General features: G+C 67.3%; 17 protein-coding genes. 4 read left to right on the top strand and 13 right to left on the bottom strand.

Annotated elements, in window-relative coordinates:
• Positions 1-60 precede the first annotated feature (60 nt).
• The 10 genes from RF637_RS04115 to paaA all read right to left on the bottom strand — a co-directional run bounded on the left by RF637_RS04115 (position 61) and on the right by paaA (position 9,436).
• Complete coding sequence (locus RF637_RS04115; protein ID WP_368835996.1) at positions 61-2,058, bottom strand: M13 family metallopeptidase; 1,998 nt, start codon at positions 2,056-2,058, stop codon at positions 61-63.
• Positions 2,059-2,309: 251 nt separating this feature from the next.
• On the bottom strand, positions 2,310-2,663 hold the full coding sequence (locus tag RF637_RS04110) for a serine hydrolase (protein WP_368844220.1): 354 nt from the start codon (positions 2,661-2,663) through the stop codon (positions 2,310-2,312).
• A complete protein-coding gene (locus tag RF637_RS04105) occupies positions 2,630-3,289 on the bottom strand; it encodes a serine hydrolase (protein WP_368844219.1) in 660 nt (219 codons plus the stop codon). Before RF637_RS04105 ends, RF637_RS04110 begins: the two co-directional genes overlap by 34 nt.
• A gap of 229 nt (positions 3,290-3,518) precedes the next feature.
• The gene (locus RF637_RS04100) at positions 3,519-4,379 is read right to left on the bottom strand and encodes a formate/nitrite transporter family protein (protein ID WP_368835920.1); all 861 of its coding nucleotides are present in this window, start codon (positions 4,377-4,379) and stop codon (positions 3,519-3,521) included.
• 189 nt (positions 4,380-4,568) lie between these two features.
• Entirely contained in the window at positions 4,569-5,342 is a 774-nt protein-coding gene (locus tag RF637_RS04095; RefSeq protein ID WP_368844218.1) for an enoyl-CoA hydratase/isomerase family protein, read from the bottom strand.
• Positions 5,343-5,453: 111 nt separating this feature from the next.
• Entirely contained in the window at positions 5,454-6,653 is a 1,200-nt protein-coding gene (paaE, locus tag RF637_RS04090) for a 1,2-phenylacetyl-CoA epoxidase subunit PaaE (RefSeq protein WP_368844217.1), read from the bottom strand.
• A 2-nt stretch (positions 6,654-6,655) separates the two neighbouring features.
• A complete protein-coding gene (gene paaD, locus RF637_RS04085; protein WP_131333843.1) occupies positions 6,656-7,171 on the bottom strand; it encodes a 1,2-phenylacetyl-CoA epoxidase subunit PaaD in 516 nt (171 codons plus the stop codon).
• Positions 7,172-7,242: 71 nt separating this feature from the next.
• Positions 7,243-8,079, bottom strand: coding sequence for a 1,2-phenylacetyl-CoA epoxidase subunit PaaC (paaC, locus tag RF637_RS04080; RefSeq protein WP_131332189.1), 837 nt, complete (start codon positions 8,077-8,079; stop codon positions 7,243-7,245).
• Complete coding sequence (gene paaB / locus RF637_RS04075) at positions 8,076-8,372, bottom strand: 1,2-phenylacetyl-CoA epoxidase subunit PaaB (RefSeq protein ID WP_055082364.1); 297 nt, start codon at positions 8,370-8,372, stop codon at positions 8,076-8,078. Before paaB ends, paaC begins: the two co-directional genes overlap by 4 nt.
• 2 nt (positions 8,373-8,374) lie before the next feature.
• Complete coding sequence (gene paaA, locus RF637_RS04070; protein ID WP_368844216.1) at positions 8,375-9,436, bottom strand: 1,2-phenylacetyl-CoA epoxidase subunit PaaA; 1,062 nt, start codon at positions 9,434-9,436, stop codon at positions 8,375-8,377.
• 246 nt (positions 9,437-9,682) lie between these two features.
• Here paaA and RF637_RS04065 point away from each other — a divergent pair, with 246 nt between their 5' ends.
• From RF637_RS04065 to RF637_RS04050, 4 genes are all read left to right on the top strand, one after another.
• A complete protein-coding gene (locus RF637_RS04065) occupies positions 9,683-10,093 on the top strand; it encodes a PaaI family thioesterase (protein WP_368844215.1) in 411 nt (136 codons plus the stop codon).
• 4 nt (positions 10,094-10,097) lie between these two features.
• Positions 10,098-11,435, top strand: coding sequence for an AMP-binding protein (locus tag RF637_RS04060; RefSeq protein WP_368835923.1), 1,338 nt, complete (start codon positions 10,098-10,100; stop codon positions 11,433-11,435).
• 107 nt (positions 11,436-11,542) lie between these two features.
• On the top strand, positions 11,543-12,169 hold the full coding sequence (locus RF637_RS04055) for a TetR/AcrR family transcriptional regulator (protein ID WP_064846497.1): 627 nt from the start codon (positions 11,543-11,545) through the stop codon (positions 12,167-12,169).
• Between the two features lie 49 nt (positions 12,170-12,218).
• Positions 12,219-12,632 carry a GNAT family N-acetyltransferase gene (locus tag RF637_RS04050; RefSeq protein WP_064846498.1) on the top strand — a complete coding sequence of 138 codons (414 nt, stop codon included), beginning with the start codon at positions 12,219-12,221 and terminating at the stop codon, positions 12,630-12,632.
• A gap of 39 nt (positions 12,633-12,671) precedes the next feature.
• On the opposite strand, the gene RF637_RS04045 is transcribed toward RF637_RS04050, so the two are convergent.
• From RF637_RS04045 to RF637_RS04035, 3 genes are all read right to left on the bottom strand, one after another.
• Entirely contained in the window at positions 12,672-13,403 is a 732-nt protein-coding gene (locus RF637_RS04045; protein ID WP_368844214.1) for a hypothetical protein, read from the bottom strand.
• 35 nt (positions 13,404-13,438) lie between these two features.
• Positions 13,439-14,686, bottom strand: coding sequence for an IS256 family transposase (locus tag RF637_RS04040; RefSeq protein ID WP_064846431.1), 1,248 nt, complete (start codon positions 14,684-14,686; stop codon positions 13,439-13,441).
• A 96-nt stretch (positions 14,687-14,782) separates the two neighbouring features.
• A partial coding sequence (locus RF637_RS04035; RefSeq protein ID WP_368844213.1) for a hypothetical protein occupies positions 14,783-15,166 on the bottom strand: 384 nt, incomplete at its 5' end.

The following is a 15,166-nucleotide window of genomic DNA, read 5'->3' as shown; positions in this document are numbered from 1 at the left end:
GACGCGCAGGAGCCCCGCCGGTCCGACCGGCGGGGCTCCTGTCCACGTAGCTCGAGGGCGCTACCAGATGGCCACGCGTTCCTCCTCCGGCAGCCACATGCCGTCCGAGTCCTGGACGTCGAACGCCTCGTAGAACGCGTCCACGTTGCGCGGGGTCTGGCCGGCACGGAACTCGGCGGGAGAATGCGGATCCGTGGCGATGCGTGTTTTTAGCGCCTCGTCCCGGGACTTCTCCTGCCACACGTAGGCCCAGGAGATGAACAGCCGCTGCGCGGGGGTGTACCCGTCGACGCTCTCGCTGTCCGGACGGTCCTTCTTCTCCTGCGCGGTCTTCCATGCCTTGTAGGCAATGGACAAGCCGCCCAGGTCTCCGATGTTCTCACCCAGGGTGAGTTCGCCGTTGACGTGCGGAGCGGCGTCGTCGTCCGCGAACTGCGCGGGGGACAGCGCCGCGTACTGGCCCACGAGACGGGCCGTGCGCTGCTCGAACGCCGCGCGGTCCTCGTCCGTCCACCAGTTGCGCAGCTTGCCCTCGCCGTCGCACGTGGAACCCTTGTCGTCGAAGCCGTGACCGATCTCGTGACCGATCACCGAGCCGATGGCCCCGTAATTCACGGCGTCGTCCGCGTCCTCGTTGAAGAAGGGGGGCTGCAGGATGGCCGCGGGGAACACGATCTCGTTGCGCAGCGGGTGGTAGTACGCGTTGACCGTCTGCGGGGTCATGAGCCACTCGTGCTTCTCCACCGGCTTGCCGGCCTTGCGCGCGAGCTCGTCCACCGCGAACTGGGCGGTGCGCACTACGTTGCCCACCAGGTCGTCCCCGCGCACCAGCAGGCCCGAGTAGTCCTTCCACTTCTCCGGGTAACCGATCTTGGGGGTGAATCCGGAGAGCTTCTTGAGCGCCTCGGCCCGGGTGTCTTCCGTCATCCAGTCCAGGCGCTCGATCGAGTCGCGGTACGCCTCCAGGAGGTTCGCCACGAGCTCGTCCATGCGTGCCTTGGCGGATGGCGAGAAGTTCTCGGCGACGTACAGTTCGCCCACGGCCTCACCCAGGGCGCCGTTGACCAGCCCGACGCCGCGCTTCCAGCGTTCGCGCAACTGCGGCGTCCCGGAGAGCACGGTCCCGTAGAACGAGAAGTTCTGGTCCACGAAGGCCTGCGGCAGGTACGCGGCGCGGGCGGAGACCACGTGCCAGCGGGCCCAGGACTTCCACGCGTCCAGCAGGTCGTCGGTGAGTAGTTCGTCCAGGCCCGTGAAGAAGCTGGGCTGGGCGTTGATCACGGTGCTCAGGTGCTCCGGGGTGAGCCCCATGCCCTCGAGCACGGCGTCCCAGTCCAGGCGGGAGACCTGGTCCGTGAGTTCCGCGAACCCCATGGGGTTGTACATCTTGGTGAGGTCCCGCACCGTGACCTTGTCCCAGTGCTGCGCGGCGATGCGCGTCTCCAGCTCCATGACCGCCTGCGCCTGTTCGGCGGCGTCCTCGAATCCGGCCAGTTCGAGCATCTTCGCCACGTGCGCCACGTACTTCTCGCGGATCTCGGCGTACTGCTCCTCGCGGTAGTACTCCTCGTCCGGCAGCCCCAACCCGGACTGGCCCACGAACACGAGGTTGCGCTGCGGGTCCCCGGGGTCCGAGTCCAGGTCGATGTCCAGCGCCGCCCCGATCCCCCGGCGCATGGCCGTACCGAACCACTTGGACAGCGCACGCGGGGAGTCGATCACGGCCACGGCGTCCAGGTCCTCGCGCAGCGGCTCGGTGGCCAGCTCCTCGATCCGGTCCGTGTCCATGAAGGACGCGTACAGCAGCGCGATCTTGGTCTCGGCGCCCTGCTCCGCCGGGTTCGACGCCGCTGCGCCGCCCTCCGCGCTTGCGCCCGTGATGATCTCGCGCACCGCCTGCTCGGCCTGATCCCGCAGTTCGATGAACGCCCCGGTGCTGGCCTTGTCGTCCGGGATCCGGGCCTCCTTCAGCCATGAACCGTTGACGTGGCGGAAGAGGTCGTCCTGCGGGCGGACCGAGCGGTCGAAGGCATCGAGGTCAAACACGGAAGTGGTCATGAGCCCCACGGTACTGAGCGGCGGTGGGGCGGGTCGCACCGGGGCTCGGCCTGTTCCCGCAGGGCGGAACCGTACGGCGTCGTGACCCCGGGGGCGGGACGGTCAGTCATGCGCAGAACATCTGAGGCCCGGAAATGCCATCCGAACCCGCCACCACCGGCCTTTTGGGGACTCAGATGTACCGGCCGAATTGGCAGCCCATGGTACGCCGTATCGCCATGATGACCTAAATGGGCGCCATCCGTGAGTATCTACAGGACCTGGCGGTAGCTACGAACGCAGTGGCGAGCGATTTGCCCCACCACCGTGTTGGACAGAGGAATGGTCCGCTCCCTGCGGGCCGATTGTGTCAGGACCGCGACGGCGATAGGCGGTTCGTCGGGGTGGGAAATGACCCCAGCCTCATGGCTGAACGCCGTCAAAGACCCAGTCTTGGCTGCGATCTGGACACTCGGGTACGTGAAGACTTCAGCGAAACGGTGTCCCCATGCTTGTTGTCCCAGTACATGCCGCATGAACGAGCACTGGGAGGGAGTGGCTGCGTGGTCCTCCCAGATGAACGAAAGGACATCTACGAGATCGGAGGTCGTGGTACTCGATACCACAGGGGGTCGTATTCCCGGGGATCGGGCAGAAGGTAAGGATCCAGATTATCGGCGTCACGGCCAACCTCGGCCGTGTGCAGATCGGTTGCGGGTAGGTAGGCCCGGATATCGGTTTGCAGCAACCCGAGACGTCTCAGAGTGTGTGCCACACGGTCGAAACCCACAGCGCATAGCACCGCGTTTCCAGCCGTGTTGTCCGAGATGGTCGTCATCAATTCGACCAGGTCTCGCCACGACATGCATACGGGGTCCAGGCATATCGACAACCCCGTGGGCCCGGGAACGCGGGTCTCAGGCACCAGATCGACCGGTGCAGCCGGGTCGATGAGGCCATCGTCCGCAGCCTGACAGAAGGCGGCCATGACAACGAGCTTGTACAGGGAAGCCGTTGGAAACCTGACCCCAGTCCGGTAATTAAAGGGAGATAGCGGACCGGTGACAGTTTGACCTGCCCCACCGCCTGCAAAGCTGTTCTGCGGATCAACAATCCGAGCTACCTCCCGTGTCGGGTGAATCAGGTGAATATGGCCAGCCTGTACCCTTCTCGGCAACCATTCTCCATGGGGGTACGGGAAATGTTTATTCCTGTCGGGGGGTGGGATCCGGATACTCAATGGTTGGAACACCGAAGCGGAAGGGCTGCATTAGAGGAATTAATGGTCGATTTTGCTGGGCGTACAGGCAGGGTTCCCATCAGACAGGCGAGAGCGTCCATTCCTGCGGGGGCTACCCAGTTCTCGGTGACGGGGTAACTCTTCCAGCCGCGATCGAGAGGGCGATCGGAAGATTGTTGATCAAACGGGTAAACCCTTCACGGGAAACCGAACATGTGTCGGCGAGGGGCATTTATCACGGTCAGTCCTCTTCTTCGTCCTCGGAGGACGCGTCCGAGATCTTCTCCCCCCGGCGCTCGGCCATCAACAGTTCCCACGTGCGGATGAGGCGGGGGATGGAGATGATCACCAGGCCGCCGATCATGTTCAGCGGGATGACCCACGCGAACCACACGAACCAGTCCAGGTAGGAGTAGTCCCAACCGGCGTGCATGGCCCCGAAGATCACGATGGAGTTCAGCGCCCCGTGGAGCATGCCCAGGCCCACGACCAGCAGTCCGCCGATCAGGGAGATCACCGCGGTCATCATGTCGTTGTTCGTACCCTGCTGCATGCGGGTCATGAGGGTGATGGTGGAACCGGCCAGCAGGGCAAGACACACGGTCTCCAGCCCGATCCCGTCCGCCACGTACCCCGAGGCCACCTCCACCAGGGAGTCCGTGAAGTCGGGGAATGCCGCCACGACCACCCACATGAACACCCAACCACCCACGAGGTTGGCCAGCAGGGTCACGACCCACAGCCGCACCAGGGACCACCAGGAACCGTGCCCGGCCACCACCGCGTTGATGGGGAGCAGGAAGTCCTCGGTGAACAGCTCGGAGTGGGCCAGGCGCAACGCGAGCAGCCCCACGCCGAACGCGATGCCCGCCAGCAGTTTGGAGTCGGTGACATCCATGACCGCGAGCATGGCCATGATGCCCAGGCCCACGTCGATCCCGCCGAAGAGGCCGGTGATGATCAACGCCCGCCACGTGCGGTGCAGCCGATCCGTGCCTTCCTGGACGGTGTTCTGGAACTCCTCGACCAGTTCGTCCTCGAGGGGTTGATCGGTGCGTCCCGAGGAACGCCGCTTGGACTCGCTGTCACGCGCTGTGGGCATGGGCCTCAGCGTAGGCCACGCGAGAAGCCATCACGCGATACATCTGTGTCCCGAAAAAACACGGACAGGCGCTTCCCGTGGTCTTTCCGGGGCACAGATCTACTCACTGCGTCGGAGCAGCCGCCCAGGTATGCGCAGCGAAGGCCGACGGCGTCCCTACTCACCGCGGCCCGGCTGCGGCCCAAGCGCTCAGCCCCGTCCCGTGAACTCCGGCTTGCGCTTCTGCTGGAAGGCCGCGAAGCCCTCCTTGTAGTCGTTCGTGGCGCACAGGGCCGCCTGGGCCTTGTTCTCCGCGGCCATGGACTCCCACAACCCCACGCGGTTGTCCCGCACCTGGGCCACGAGTTCCTTGGACGCCAGGTAGGACTGCGTGGCACCGCGGGCCACCTTCGACACCCGCTGCATGGTGAACTCCATGAGCTCCTCCGCCGGCACGGCTCGGGAGAACAGTCCCGCCGCCACGGCCTCAGCGCCGGTCATCATCTCGGCGGTGTAGATCAGGTCCAGGGTGCGGTGGGGGCCCAGTCGTTCGGTGAACAGGGCGTGCCCGCCCGAGTCCAGCGTGGCCCCCAGGTTGGCGAACGGGGATCCGATGGTCGCGTCCTGCGCCACGTACACCACGTCCGTGGCAATCGCGAGCCCCAACCCCACGCCCAAGCACGCGCCCTGCACCGCGGCGAACGTGGGCGCGGGGAACCGGGACATCTGCTGCAGCAGCGGTTGCACCTTGCCGGTGAGGTAGCCGTCGGTGTCGTCACTCGCCGGGTCTACGGCGGAGATGTCCCGGCCCGCGCAAAACGCACGCCCCTCGCCACTCAGCGCGAGCGCTCGCACGCCGGCCCGCTCGGCCTCGGTGTATGCGGCGGCGAGATCGTCCAGCGCGGCCTCGTCCAGCGAGTTGAGCTTCTTGGGCGCGTCGAGCACCACGCGGGCGATCGCGTCCTCGATCGTCAGGTCGATCATGGGGTTCTCCTTGCGGTTCGGGGTTCCTGTGCGCCCCGTGGGGCGAGCGGGCAGGTACGACGACGACGCCGCGCGGTCCCGGCGCGGCGTCGTCGACGGAGTGCATGGGACTCAGGCGTCGAAGTCCACACTCAACCGGTCGGACGTGGGGCGCGTCTGGCAGGTGAGGACGTATCCGGCGTCCAGCTCGTCCTTCTCGAGCGCGAAGTTCTCCTCCATCTCGAACTCGCCGGAGGTGACCTTGGCGCGGCACGTGCCGCACACCCCGCCGGCGCACGCGAAGGGGACGTCCGGGCGCACGCGCAGGGCGGCGTTGAGAACGGTCTCCGCGGCGGACGTGGGAGACTTTACCTGGGCGGAGGTGCCGTCCAGGGTGAAGACGATCTTGTAGTTCTCGCCCTTGGGGTCCGCCTTGACCACGCGGCCCTGCTGGCCTTGCGGGGTGGTGGGCTTGCCGGTGGTGAACAGCTCGTAGCGCACGCGGGACTCGTCCACGCCGCGCTCCTTGAGGACGTCCCGGCACAGCTGCACGAGCTCGAAGGGCCCGCACAGGAACCACTCGTCCGTGGAGTCCACCTGGACCACGTGGTCCAGCAGCTCCTTGAGCTTGTCGTGGTCGATCCGCCCGGACATCAGCGGGGAGATCCGCTGCTCGCGGGAGAGCACGTGGTGCACGGCCAGGCGGGCGGGGTACTTGTCCTTGAGGTCGCCCAGCTCCGCCGCGAACATCACGTCCATGGACGAGCGGTTGGCGTAGATGACGTCCATCGCGGCGGTGTCGGAGGCGCGCAGCAGCGCGCGGGCGATCGCCATGATGGGCGTGATCCCGGACCCGGCGGCGAACGCCACCAGGTGCACGTTGCGCTTCTTGGCCACCTCCCGCTCGGCGAGCTTCTCGGGGTCGTTCATGGAGGTGATGTTGACCTTGGAGGTGAACGCGCCCTGCGGGTTCATCACGTCGAGGGTGTCCCCGGCGGCGAGCTGCTCGTTCGCCCACGTGGAGAACACGCCGCCCATGTCCTTCTTGATGGCCACACGGATCTCACCCGGGGTGGGGTCCGCGCAGATCGAGTAGGAGCGGCGCACCTCGTGGCCGTTGATCTGGGCCCGGATGGCCACGTACTGGCCCGGGAGGTAGTCGTAGTCCGCCACGAGGTCCTCGGGGACCTCGAACGTGACCTCCACGGCGTCGGAGGTCAGCTTGCGCACCTCGGAGACCGCGAGGGTGTTGAACGTGGCGCGGCGCTTGCCGTCACCCGCGCTGGCCTCGGTGGCTTCCTCCACGGCGGAGGTGTCCGGCGTTTCGCTCATGATCAGTGCACCTTGAAGTAGTCGAAGGGTTCTTTGCAGTCGTTGCACACCCACAGGGCCTTGCAGGACGTGGACCCGAAACGGGTCATTTCGCGGGTGTCCAGGGAACTGCAGTGCGGGCACTTCACGGCCAGGCTCAGTCGCACCGGTCCGGAGTTGTGCCCGGCGGCGGTGCGCCCGGTGGGCGGGGCGATGCCGTACTCGCGCAGCTTGGCCTGGCCCGCGGTGGACATCCAGTCGGTGGTCCACGCCGGGCGCAGCACCTGCACCACGCGCACGTCCTCGTAGCCGGCGGCGGTGACCGCGGCTTCGAGATCCGCGGCCATGGTGTCCATGGCGGGGCAGCCCGAGTAGGTGGGGGTGATGACGACGACGTTCTCGTTCTCCCGCGCCACGGCGTCCCGCAGCACCCCGAGGTCCTCGAGCGTGAGCACGGGGATCTCGGGGTCGCACACCGTGGCGGCGACGTCCCACAGGGCGGCGTCGCGCGCATCGCCCGGGCGCCGGGACGGCCCCAGGGGGACCTCCCGGGGCGCCACGCCGCCCGTGGGTGGCAGCGAGCGGGGCGGAACGCGGGAGAACACGGTGCTCACCACGTGGCGCCGGGATGCTGGCGGGCGAGCCACTGCATCTCAGCGAGGATGTACCCGCGGTACTCGGAGTAGGAGCCGTCACGCGGTGCGGCGGAGAGTCGGGCCTGGGCCACGTTCGGGACATCGAGCTCGGCCTCCGCCAGCAGGGCGGTGACGCGGTCCATGGTCCGCTCGCGCAGGCTGGAGGGCCGCACGGCGATGCCCTCGAGCTCGTCGTGCAGGGGCTCGTCCGCGAACAGCTCGTCCAGGTAGGGCCACATGTAGTAGAGGCCCTCCTGGATGCGCCGCTTGGACTCCTCGGTTCCGAGGCCCAGGCGCAGCATCCACTGGGCGGCGTGGTCCTGGTGGTACTCGACCTCCTTCAGCGCCTTGTCCGCGATCGCGGCCAGGGTCTGGTCCGTGGAGGACTGCAGCGCCGAGTAGAGCTCGTACTGGTAGAAGGAGAACAGCAGCTGACGCGCGATGGTCTGACCGAAGTCCCCGTTCTCCTGCTCCACGAGGCGCACGGAGCGGAACTCCTCCTCGTTGCGGAAGTACGCGAGCTCGTCCTCGGTCTTCCCCCACGCGGAGCCCGCGTAGGTCAGCAGGAAGCGCGCGTGGCCGATGAGGTCCAGCGCGATGTTGGCGAGGGCGATGTCCTCCTCGAGTTCGGGGGCCCGGGAGATCCACCAGCCCAGGCGCTGGGACAGCATCAGGGCGTCGTCGCCGAGACGCAGAGCGTACTGGGCCACGGCTTCCGAGGCCTTGCCGCCGGTCTCCGCGATCTCCTCGGCGGTGATCGCGTCACCCGCGGACTGCTTGGTGGCGGAGTCGTGGGAGGCGAACGCGCTCACAGGTGCTTCACCCCTTCGCTCTTGGTGTAGTACGTGGCGTGGCGGTAGCTCTTGCCCTGCGCGGACTCGAAGTAGCCGCCCTTGGAGTCCGGATCCGAGGCCGTGATGGCGTCCGCGGGGACCACCCACACGCTCGTGCCCTCGTTGCGCCGGGTGTAGAGGTCACGCGCGTTGCGCACGGCCATGGTGGCGTCCGGGGCGTGCAGGGAGCCCGCGTGCACGTGAGACAGCCCGCGCGAAGAACGCACGAAGACCTCCCACAGGGGCCAGTTGCCGGTTTGGTTCTCACTCATGCTCAGGCTCCGATCAGCTCGGCGGAGCCGCGGCCCGCCATCACAGTGGTCTCGTCGATCGCCACGGCGGCCTCGGGGGACGACGCCGCTGCCTCCACCTCGGTGGCCTCGCGCGCCTGCCGCTGGGCATAGGCCTCGGCCGCCTCGCGGACCCAGGCACCGTTGGTGTGGGCCTCGCGGCGGCGCTTCATGCGCTGCACGTTGCACGGGCCGGAGCCCTTGATCACGGACATGAACTCGTTCCAGTCCAGCTGGCCGTAGTCGTAGTGGCCGCGGGCCTCGTTCCACTTCAGGTCCGGGTCCGGCAGGGTCAGGCCGAGAGCCTCGGCCTGCGGAACGATCATGTCCACGAAGCGCTGGCGCAGCTCGTCGTTGGAGAAGCGCTTGATGTTCCACTGCATGGACTGCTGCGAGTTGGGGGAGTCGGCGTCCGGGGGGCCGAACATCTGCAGGGCGGGGCCATAGAAGCGGTTCACGGCCTCCTGGGCCATCCGCTTCTGCGCCTCGGTGCCGTGGGAGAGCTCGTAGAGGATCTCCCAGCCCTGGCGCTGGTGGAAGGACTCCTCCTTGCAGATGCGCACCATCGCGCGGCCGTACGGGCCGTAGGAGGCGCGGCACAGCGGCACCTGATTGCAGATCGCGGCGCCGTCCACGAGCCAGCCGATCGCGCCCATGTCCGCCCAGGTGCGGGCCGGGTAGTTGAAGATCGAGGAGTACTTGGCCTTGCCGCTCAGCAGCTGCTCGTTGAGCACGGAGCGCGGGGTGCCCAGGGTCTCCGCCGCGGAGTAGAGGTACAGCCCGTGGCCGGCCTCGTCCTGGACCTTGGCCATCAGCACGGCCTTGCGCTTGAGGCTCGGGGCGCGGGTGATCCAGTTGGCCTCCGGCTGCATGCCAATGATCTCGGAGTGCGCGTGCTGGGAGACCTGGCGGGTCAGGCTCTTCCGGTAGGCCTCCGGCATCCAGTCCCGGGGTTCCACGCGGGAGTCCTCGCTGAGGAGGTGCTCGAAGTGCTGCTGCTCGGCGGTGGGCTCCGCCTGGTCCGCAGAGGTGGTCTGCTCAGTCATGGTGTGTGTCCTCGATTCGCGGGTGAGATGGGAGCGGAGGATGAACTCTGTACGCTGCCGACAATAATAACTGACCGCTCGTTCAGAATATAGGCCCCCGGTGTGGTCGTCAACACATTTCGGGGGGCTGTTCCGCGCTCGCGGGAGGCCTCACGGGGCTCGCGTCATGCACGGATTTTTGTTGACACGGGTCACATTTCTGCGATTACATACTGACCGATCGTTCGAATAATCTGAGGAGCGCCCGTGCCACATCATCCTGTTCTGACGGGGGACCGTGCATCCGAATGGCTCGGGATCACGGTGGAACGAGCCGACCCCGGGCACAGCGTCATCACCATGCCCGTGCGCGAGGAGATGCTCAACGGCTTCGGCGTCGTGCACGGCGGGATGATCTTCGCGCTCGCGGACTCGTGCTTCGCCATGACGTGCAACGACCCGGAACCGGACGGCACCTCCATGATCGTGGCCCAGGGCGTGGACATCAACTTCCTCAGCTCGGCCCACCCGGGCCAGACCCTCGTCGCGGAGGGTCGCCAGATCGCCACCACCGGGCGCAGCGGCCTGTGCGACATCACCGTCTCCACCCAGGACGGGGACGTCGTCGCCCAGTTCCGCGGCCGCAGCCGCACCGTGCCCCTTCGCCAGAAAGCGTGAACCCATGACGTCGTGCTCCGTGCCCAGCCCGTACCACCCCGTGGCCTCCGGGGACTCCTCCCAGCCGGATCCCGAGGAGCTGATGAGCCGGGACCAGATCGAGGCGCTGCAGACGGAGCGCCTGAACTGGACCCTGCACTACGCGTACGAGAACGTGCCCGCCTACCAGGAGCTCTTCGACGAGCACGGGGTGCACCCGGATGACTTCCGGGAGCTCGAGGACCTCGCGAAGTTCCCTTACACGGACAAGGAATTCCTGCGCAAGGCCTACCCGTTCACGTCCTTCGCCACGCCCATGTCCGAGATCCGACGCATCCACGCGTCGTCGGGCACCACCGGGCAGCCCACCGTGGTGGCCTACACGGAGGAGGACCTGCAGACGTGGGGGGCCCTCGTGGCACGCTGCTTCCGGCTCTCGGGAATGAAGCCCGGGGACAAGGTGCACAACGCGTACGGTTACGGGCTGTTCACCGGCGGGCTGGGCGCCCACTACGGTGCGGAGCGCCTGGGATGCGCCGTGATCCCGATGTCCGGAGGGCAGACGGAAAAGCAGGTGCAGCTCATCCGGGACTTCGAGCCGCAGGCCATCCTCTCCACCCCCACGTACCTGCTCACCATCGCGGACGGCTTCCGCAAGCTCGGTCTCGACCCGCGCGAGACCTCCCTGCGACACGCCGTACTCGGGGCGGAGCCGTGGACCGAGGAGATGCGCCACGAGATCGAGAAGACGTTCAACATCTCCGCGTGCGACATCTACGGCCTCTCCGAGGTCATGGGTCCCGGCGTGGCCGGCGAGTCCTGCGAGACGAAGGACGGTTCGCACATCTGGGAGGACCACTTCCGCCCGGAGGTCATCGACCCGTTCGACGACACCGTGCTGCCCACCGGCCGCCCCGGCGAACTCGTGTTTACCGCCCTGACCAAGCAGGCGCTGCCAATCATCCGCTACCGCACCCACGACCTCACCCGTCTGCTGCCGGGCACCGCGCGTCCGGGTCACCGGCGCATGGGCCGGATCACGGGGCGCTCGGACGACATGATCATCCTGCGCGGTGTGAACCTCTTTTCGTCCCAGATCGAGGAACTCGCGCTGAAGATCCCCGCGCTTTCCCCGCACTTCACGCTCGAGATCACCCGGCCCCACCGCATGGACCAGATGACCATCCACATCGAGCGCCGCGAGGAAGCCACCCTGGAGCAGGCCCAGGAGGGTGGCAAGAAGCTGCTGCACGACATCAAGACGAAGATCGGTTCGAGCGCCACGATCGACATCGCCGAGCCCGGGACCCTCGCACGTTCCTCGGGCAAGCTGCGCCGCGTCTACGACCACCGTGACAAGTGAGTTCCGGCGTTGCCGGGGCCCGCTGCGGCGGTGGAGCCCAGGTGACGAGCCGGTAGCCTGAGGTTCTCCGTTCCCGACAGCCCGACAGAAGGTCGAGGTCCCCGTCCATGCCCCCCGCGAGCACTCCCCCCGCCTCCGACGACGCCGCGGCGGCCCCCAAGCGAGGCCGTCCCGGGTACGACCGAGAGACCCTGCTGTCCGTGTGCGTGGACGTCTTCAACCGCTACGGCTACGACGCCACCTCCATGGGGACCCTCTCCAAGCACCTGGGGATCTCCAAGTCCGCGATCTACCACCACGTGGAGTCCAAGGAGGCGATTCTCGGCCAGGCCCTGGACCGTGCGCTGGACTCGCTGGAGGCGGTCTTCGAGTCCGTCCTGGCCTCGGACCACGGGCCGGTCAACAAGCTCGAGGCGATCCTCGACGGCTCGGTGCGGGTGCTCGTGGACCAGATGCCCTACGTGACCCTGCTGCTGCGCCTGCGTGGGAACTCGGAGATCGAGGAGGCCGCGCTGCAGCGTCGTCGCACCCTGACCCGCACGGTCGAGGACCTGGTGCGCGAGGCGCAGGAGCTGGGGGAGCTGCGCACGGACGTCTCCGGCAAGTCCGCACCGCGTCTGATGCTGGGCATGGTCAACTCGATCGTGGACTGGTACCAGCCCGGCCGCTCGGGCACAGTGGACCAGCTCACGGCGACCGTGGTGACGATGGTCTTCTCGGGCCTGCGGGCGTAGCCGGCGCTCCCTCCGCAGGGAGGTGTCCAGGCCCGCCTAGGGTGAGCCCATGGACATCTCCCGTTCCCGAGATCTCGACCACGCTGCGCTGATCCGCCTGTACGACGCCGTCGGGTGGCGCTCCTACACGCGGCGCCCCGAGGACTTCGGGCCCATGGTCCAGAACGCGTGGCTGGTCATCTCCGCGTGGGATGCGGGGGAGCTCGTGGGAATGGCCCGGGTCGTCGGCGACGGTGTGACGGTGGCGTACATCCAGGACCTGCTGGTGGACCCGGACCACCAGCGGCGGGGCATCGGTCGTGCGCTGCTCACCGAGGTGCTGGACGAGACGTCCCACATCCGCCAGGTCTACATCACCACCGACGATCCCCTCTGGAACCGCCATGTGGTGAAGCTCTACCGCTCCCTGGGATTCCGCCCCACCTCGGACCTGGGCTGCACCACGCTCGCCATCATGCGGTGAGCCGATGCGCTTGAGCAGCCCGTCGTCGAGGTTGAGTTTTCAGTCCTCGGTGCCGTCCTGCTCCAAGATGTAGCTGCTGAATCCGGGCGCTGTGAAAGCCAGCAAACCCCTGGCGGGCGAATCGAGAATCCCTTTGTCCATGAGAGAACGCCGGGCCATGCTGATGGCCGTGGTCGGCTTTCCCATGGCGGCTGCCACGTCGGCCCTGCGCGGTGCGGGGCTGGACTGCAGTGCGATGGCGCGCAGCAGTTCGCGTTCCGCAGGCGTAGCTTTACCCCATCTGGTGCGGTAGAACACATCCAGCTGTTCGAGCACCTCATCCTCGGACGCCTCCACTGCACCCAGCGTGATCGTCCCGCCAGGGTCGGGAAAACCCGCCGATTCCCATGCGGCGTGTGCCCACAGCTGGAGGAAGTGGGGGTAGCCGTGAGCTTTCTCCAGGACGGCCTCCACTGCTTGGTACTGCCAGGAGACACCGAACTTGATGGCGGGTTCGGACAGCGCGTTGTACGCGGCTTCCCGGCTCAGGTCCTTCAAGCGGACGAACTCGAAGCGTTCTCCGAACGTGGCGGCATCCGTGACCACATCCGACGTGTGACCCAATCCGGCCGCTACGAGGGTGGCTGGCAGGGGGCTTTCATCCCGGGAACGAAGATGCTGCCATGCATAGGCCAGCGCTTTCAGTGCCGTGTGATCCGCTGCCTGGAGCTCATCGATGAAGATCGCCAGGCCCCCGCCGTGCCGGTGCAGTGAGTGCGCAGTGGCGGTCAAGCCCCGAGAAGTGGTGTAGCGATCTTTCGTAGGGGTCAGGCAGTGAGGGCGGTCAGGGGGTCGGGGATCACCTCGCTTCCGGTGCGGGCCACGGGGGTGAGCCGGCAACGGGTGAGGACCTCGAGTCCGAGGTAGCGGCGGCCCTCGGCCCACTCATCGGTCTGCTCGGCCAGCACCGCGCCCACGAGGCGAACGATGGCGGCTCGGTTGGGGAAGATCCCGACCGCGTCGGTGCGCCGGCGGATCTCCTTGTTCAGCCTCTCGGCGGGGTTGTTGGACCAGATCTGCATCCACACGTCTTTCGGGAAGCCGGTGAAGGCCAGCAGGTCCTCCCGGGCGTCGGCCAGGTGCTCAGCCACCTCGGGCAGCTTCTCGGCGACGTAGTCGATCAGCCGGTCGAACTGGGCGTTCACCGCGGCGGCATCGGGCTGGTCATAGACCGAGTGCAGCATCGCCTTCACGGCCGGCCACATGCTCTTCGGGCAGATCGACATGAGATTGGCCGCGTAGTGGGTGCGGCACCGCTGCCAGGACGCCCCGGGCAGGTGCGCGGCGATCGCGTCCTTGAGACCGGCGTGGGCGTCACTGGTGACCAGGCGGACTCCGCCCAGGCCCCGGGCCACCAGGTCGGCGAAGAACTCGTTCCACGCCGCCCCGGTCTCGGCCGTGGCCACCCGCATCCCGAGGACCTCCCGGTGGCCGTCGCCGTTGACCCCGGTGGCCAGCAGCACGACCGCGTTGACCACCCGCCCGCCCTCTCGGACCTTCATGGTCAGCGCGTCGGCGGCGACGAACGTAAAAGGGCCGGCCTCGTCCAGTGGCCGGTGGCGGAAGGACTCCACGTGCTCGTCGAGGTCACCGGCCATGCGCGAGACCTGGGACTTCGACAGGGAGTTGATGCCCAGGGTCTTCACCAGCTTGTCCATCCGACGGGTCGAGACCCCGGCGAGGTAACAGTCGGCGACCACGGTGATCAGCGCGGACTCAGCCCGTTTGCGCCGCTCCAGCAACCACTCGGGGAAGTAGGTGCCGGTGCGCAGTTTCGGCACGGCGACGTCGATCGTGCCGATGCGGGTGTCGAGCTCACGGTGCCGGTAGCCGTTGCGCTGCGCAGACCGGGTCGGGGTGGGCTTGCCCCATTCGGCGCCGACCACCGCCTCGGCATCAGCAGACAAGAGAGCGTTGATCACCGTCTGCAACAAGCTGCGCATCAGATCCGGGGACGCGTCGGACAGGGCTTCGCCGAGCAGGCCGGCAGGGTCGACAATGTGAGGAGCGGTCATCGTGATGATGTCCTTTCGAGGGTGCTGTGAGAGGTGAACTCGAAAGATCTCACGGTGGCCGCGCTCTCGTCGGCAACGACGAGCAAGACCACCGCGCTACACCACTATCGGGGGCTCAACTGCAGTGGCGGCGATCAGGGCTTCAAGGGCCTGTCCCGGGGCCTCGGCCGTGGAGCGTCCCTGACCGGGAGAGGTTGTGGCCCCCAGACCTGCGACACTCACGGAGAGTTCCAGGTTCCGGATCAGGGATGCGATCTCCTGCGCGGCCGCGGAGTGCCACGCGCGGGTCAGCTTCTCGAGTTCTGCGGACAGGACGGGCAGAAGGTCGGCATCGCCAGCGGTGATCCAGACCGGGGTCAGTCCTCGTTCGCGTGCAGCTCGTTGGCCATACCGCAGCAAAGACGTTTTGCGGCTCTTCAGGATCCAGGGTGTAGTCGCGGCCTGAACCCGCCGGTCTCCAGGAGCGATCTGGCGATGTAG

It is taken from the genome of Kocuria sp. CPCC 204721, from assembly GCF_040980945.1.
In the GTDB taxonomy this organism is placed as follows: Bacteria; Actinomycetota; Actinomycetes; order Actinomycetales; family Micrococcaceae; genus Kocuria; species Kocuria marina.
Note: the sequence above shows the minus strand (reverse complement) of the source record. Positions and strands in the feature narration are given on the sequence as shown.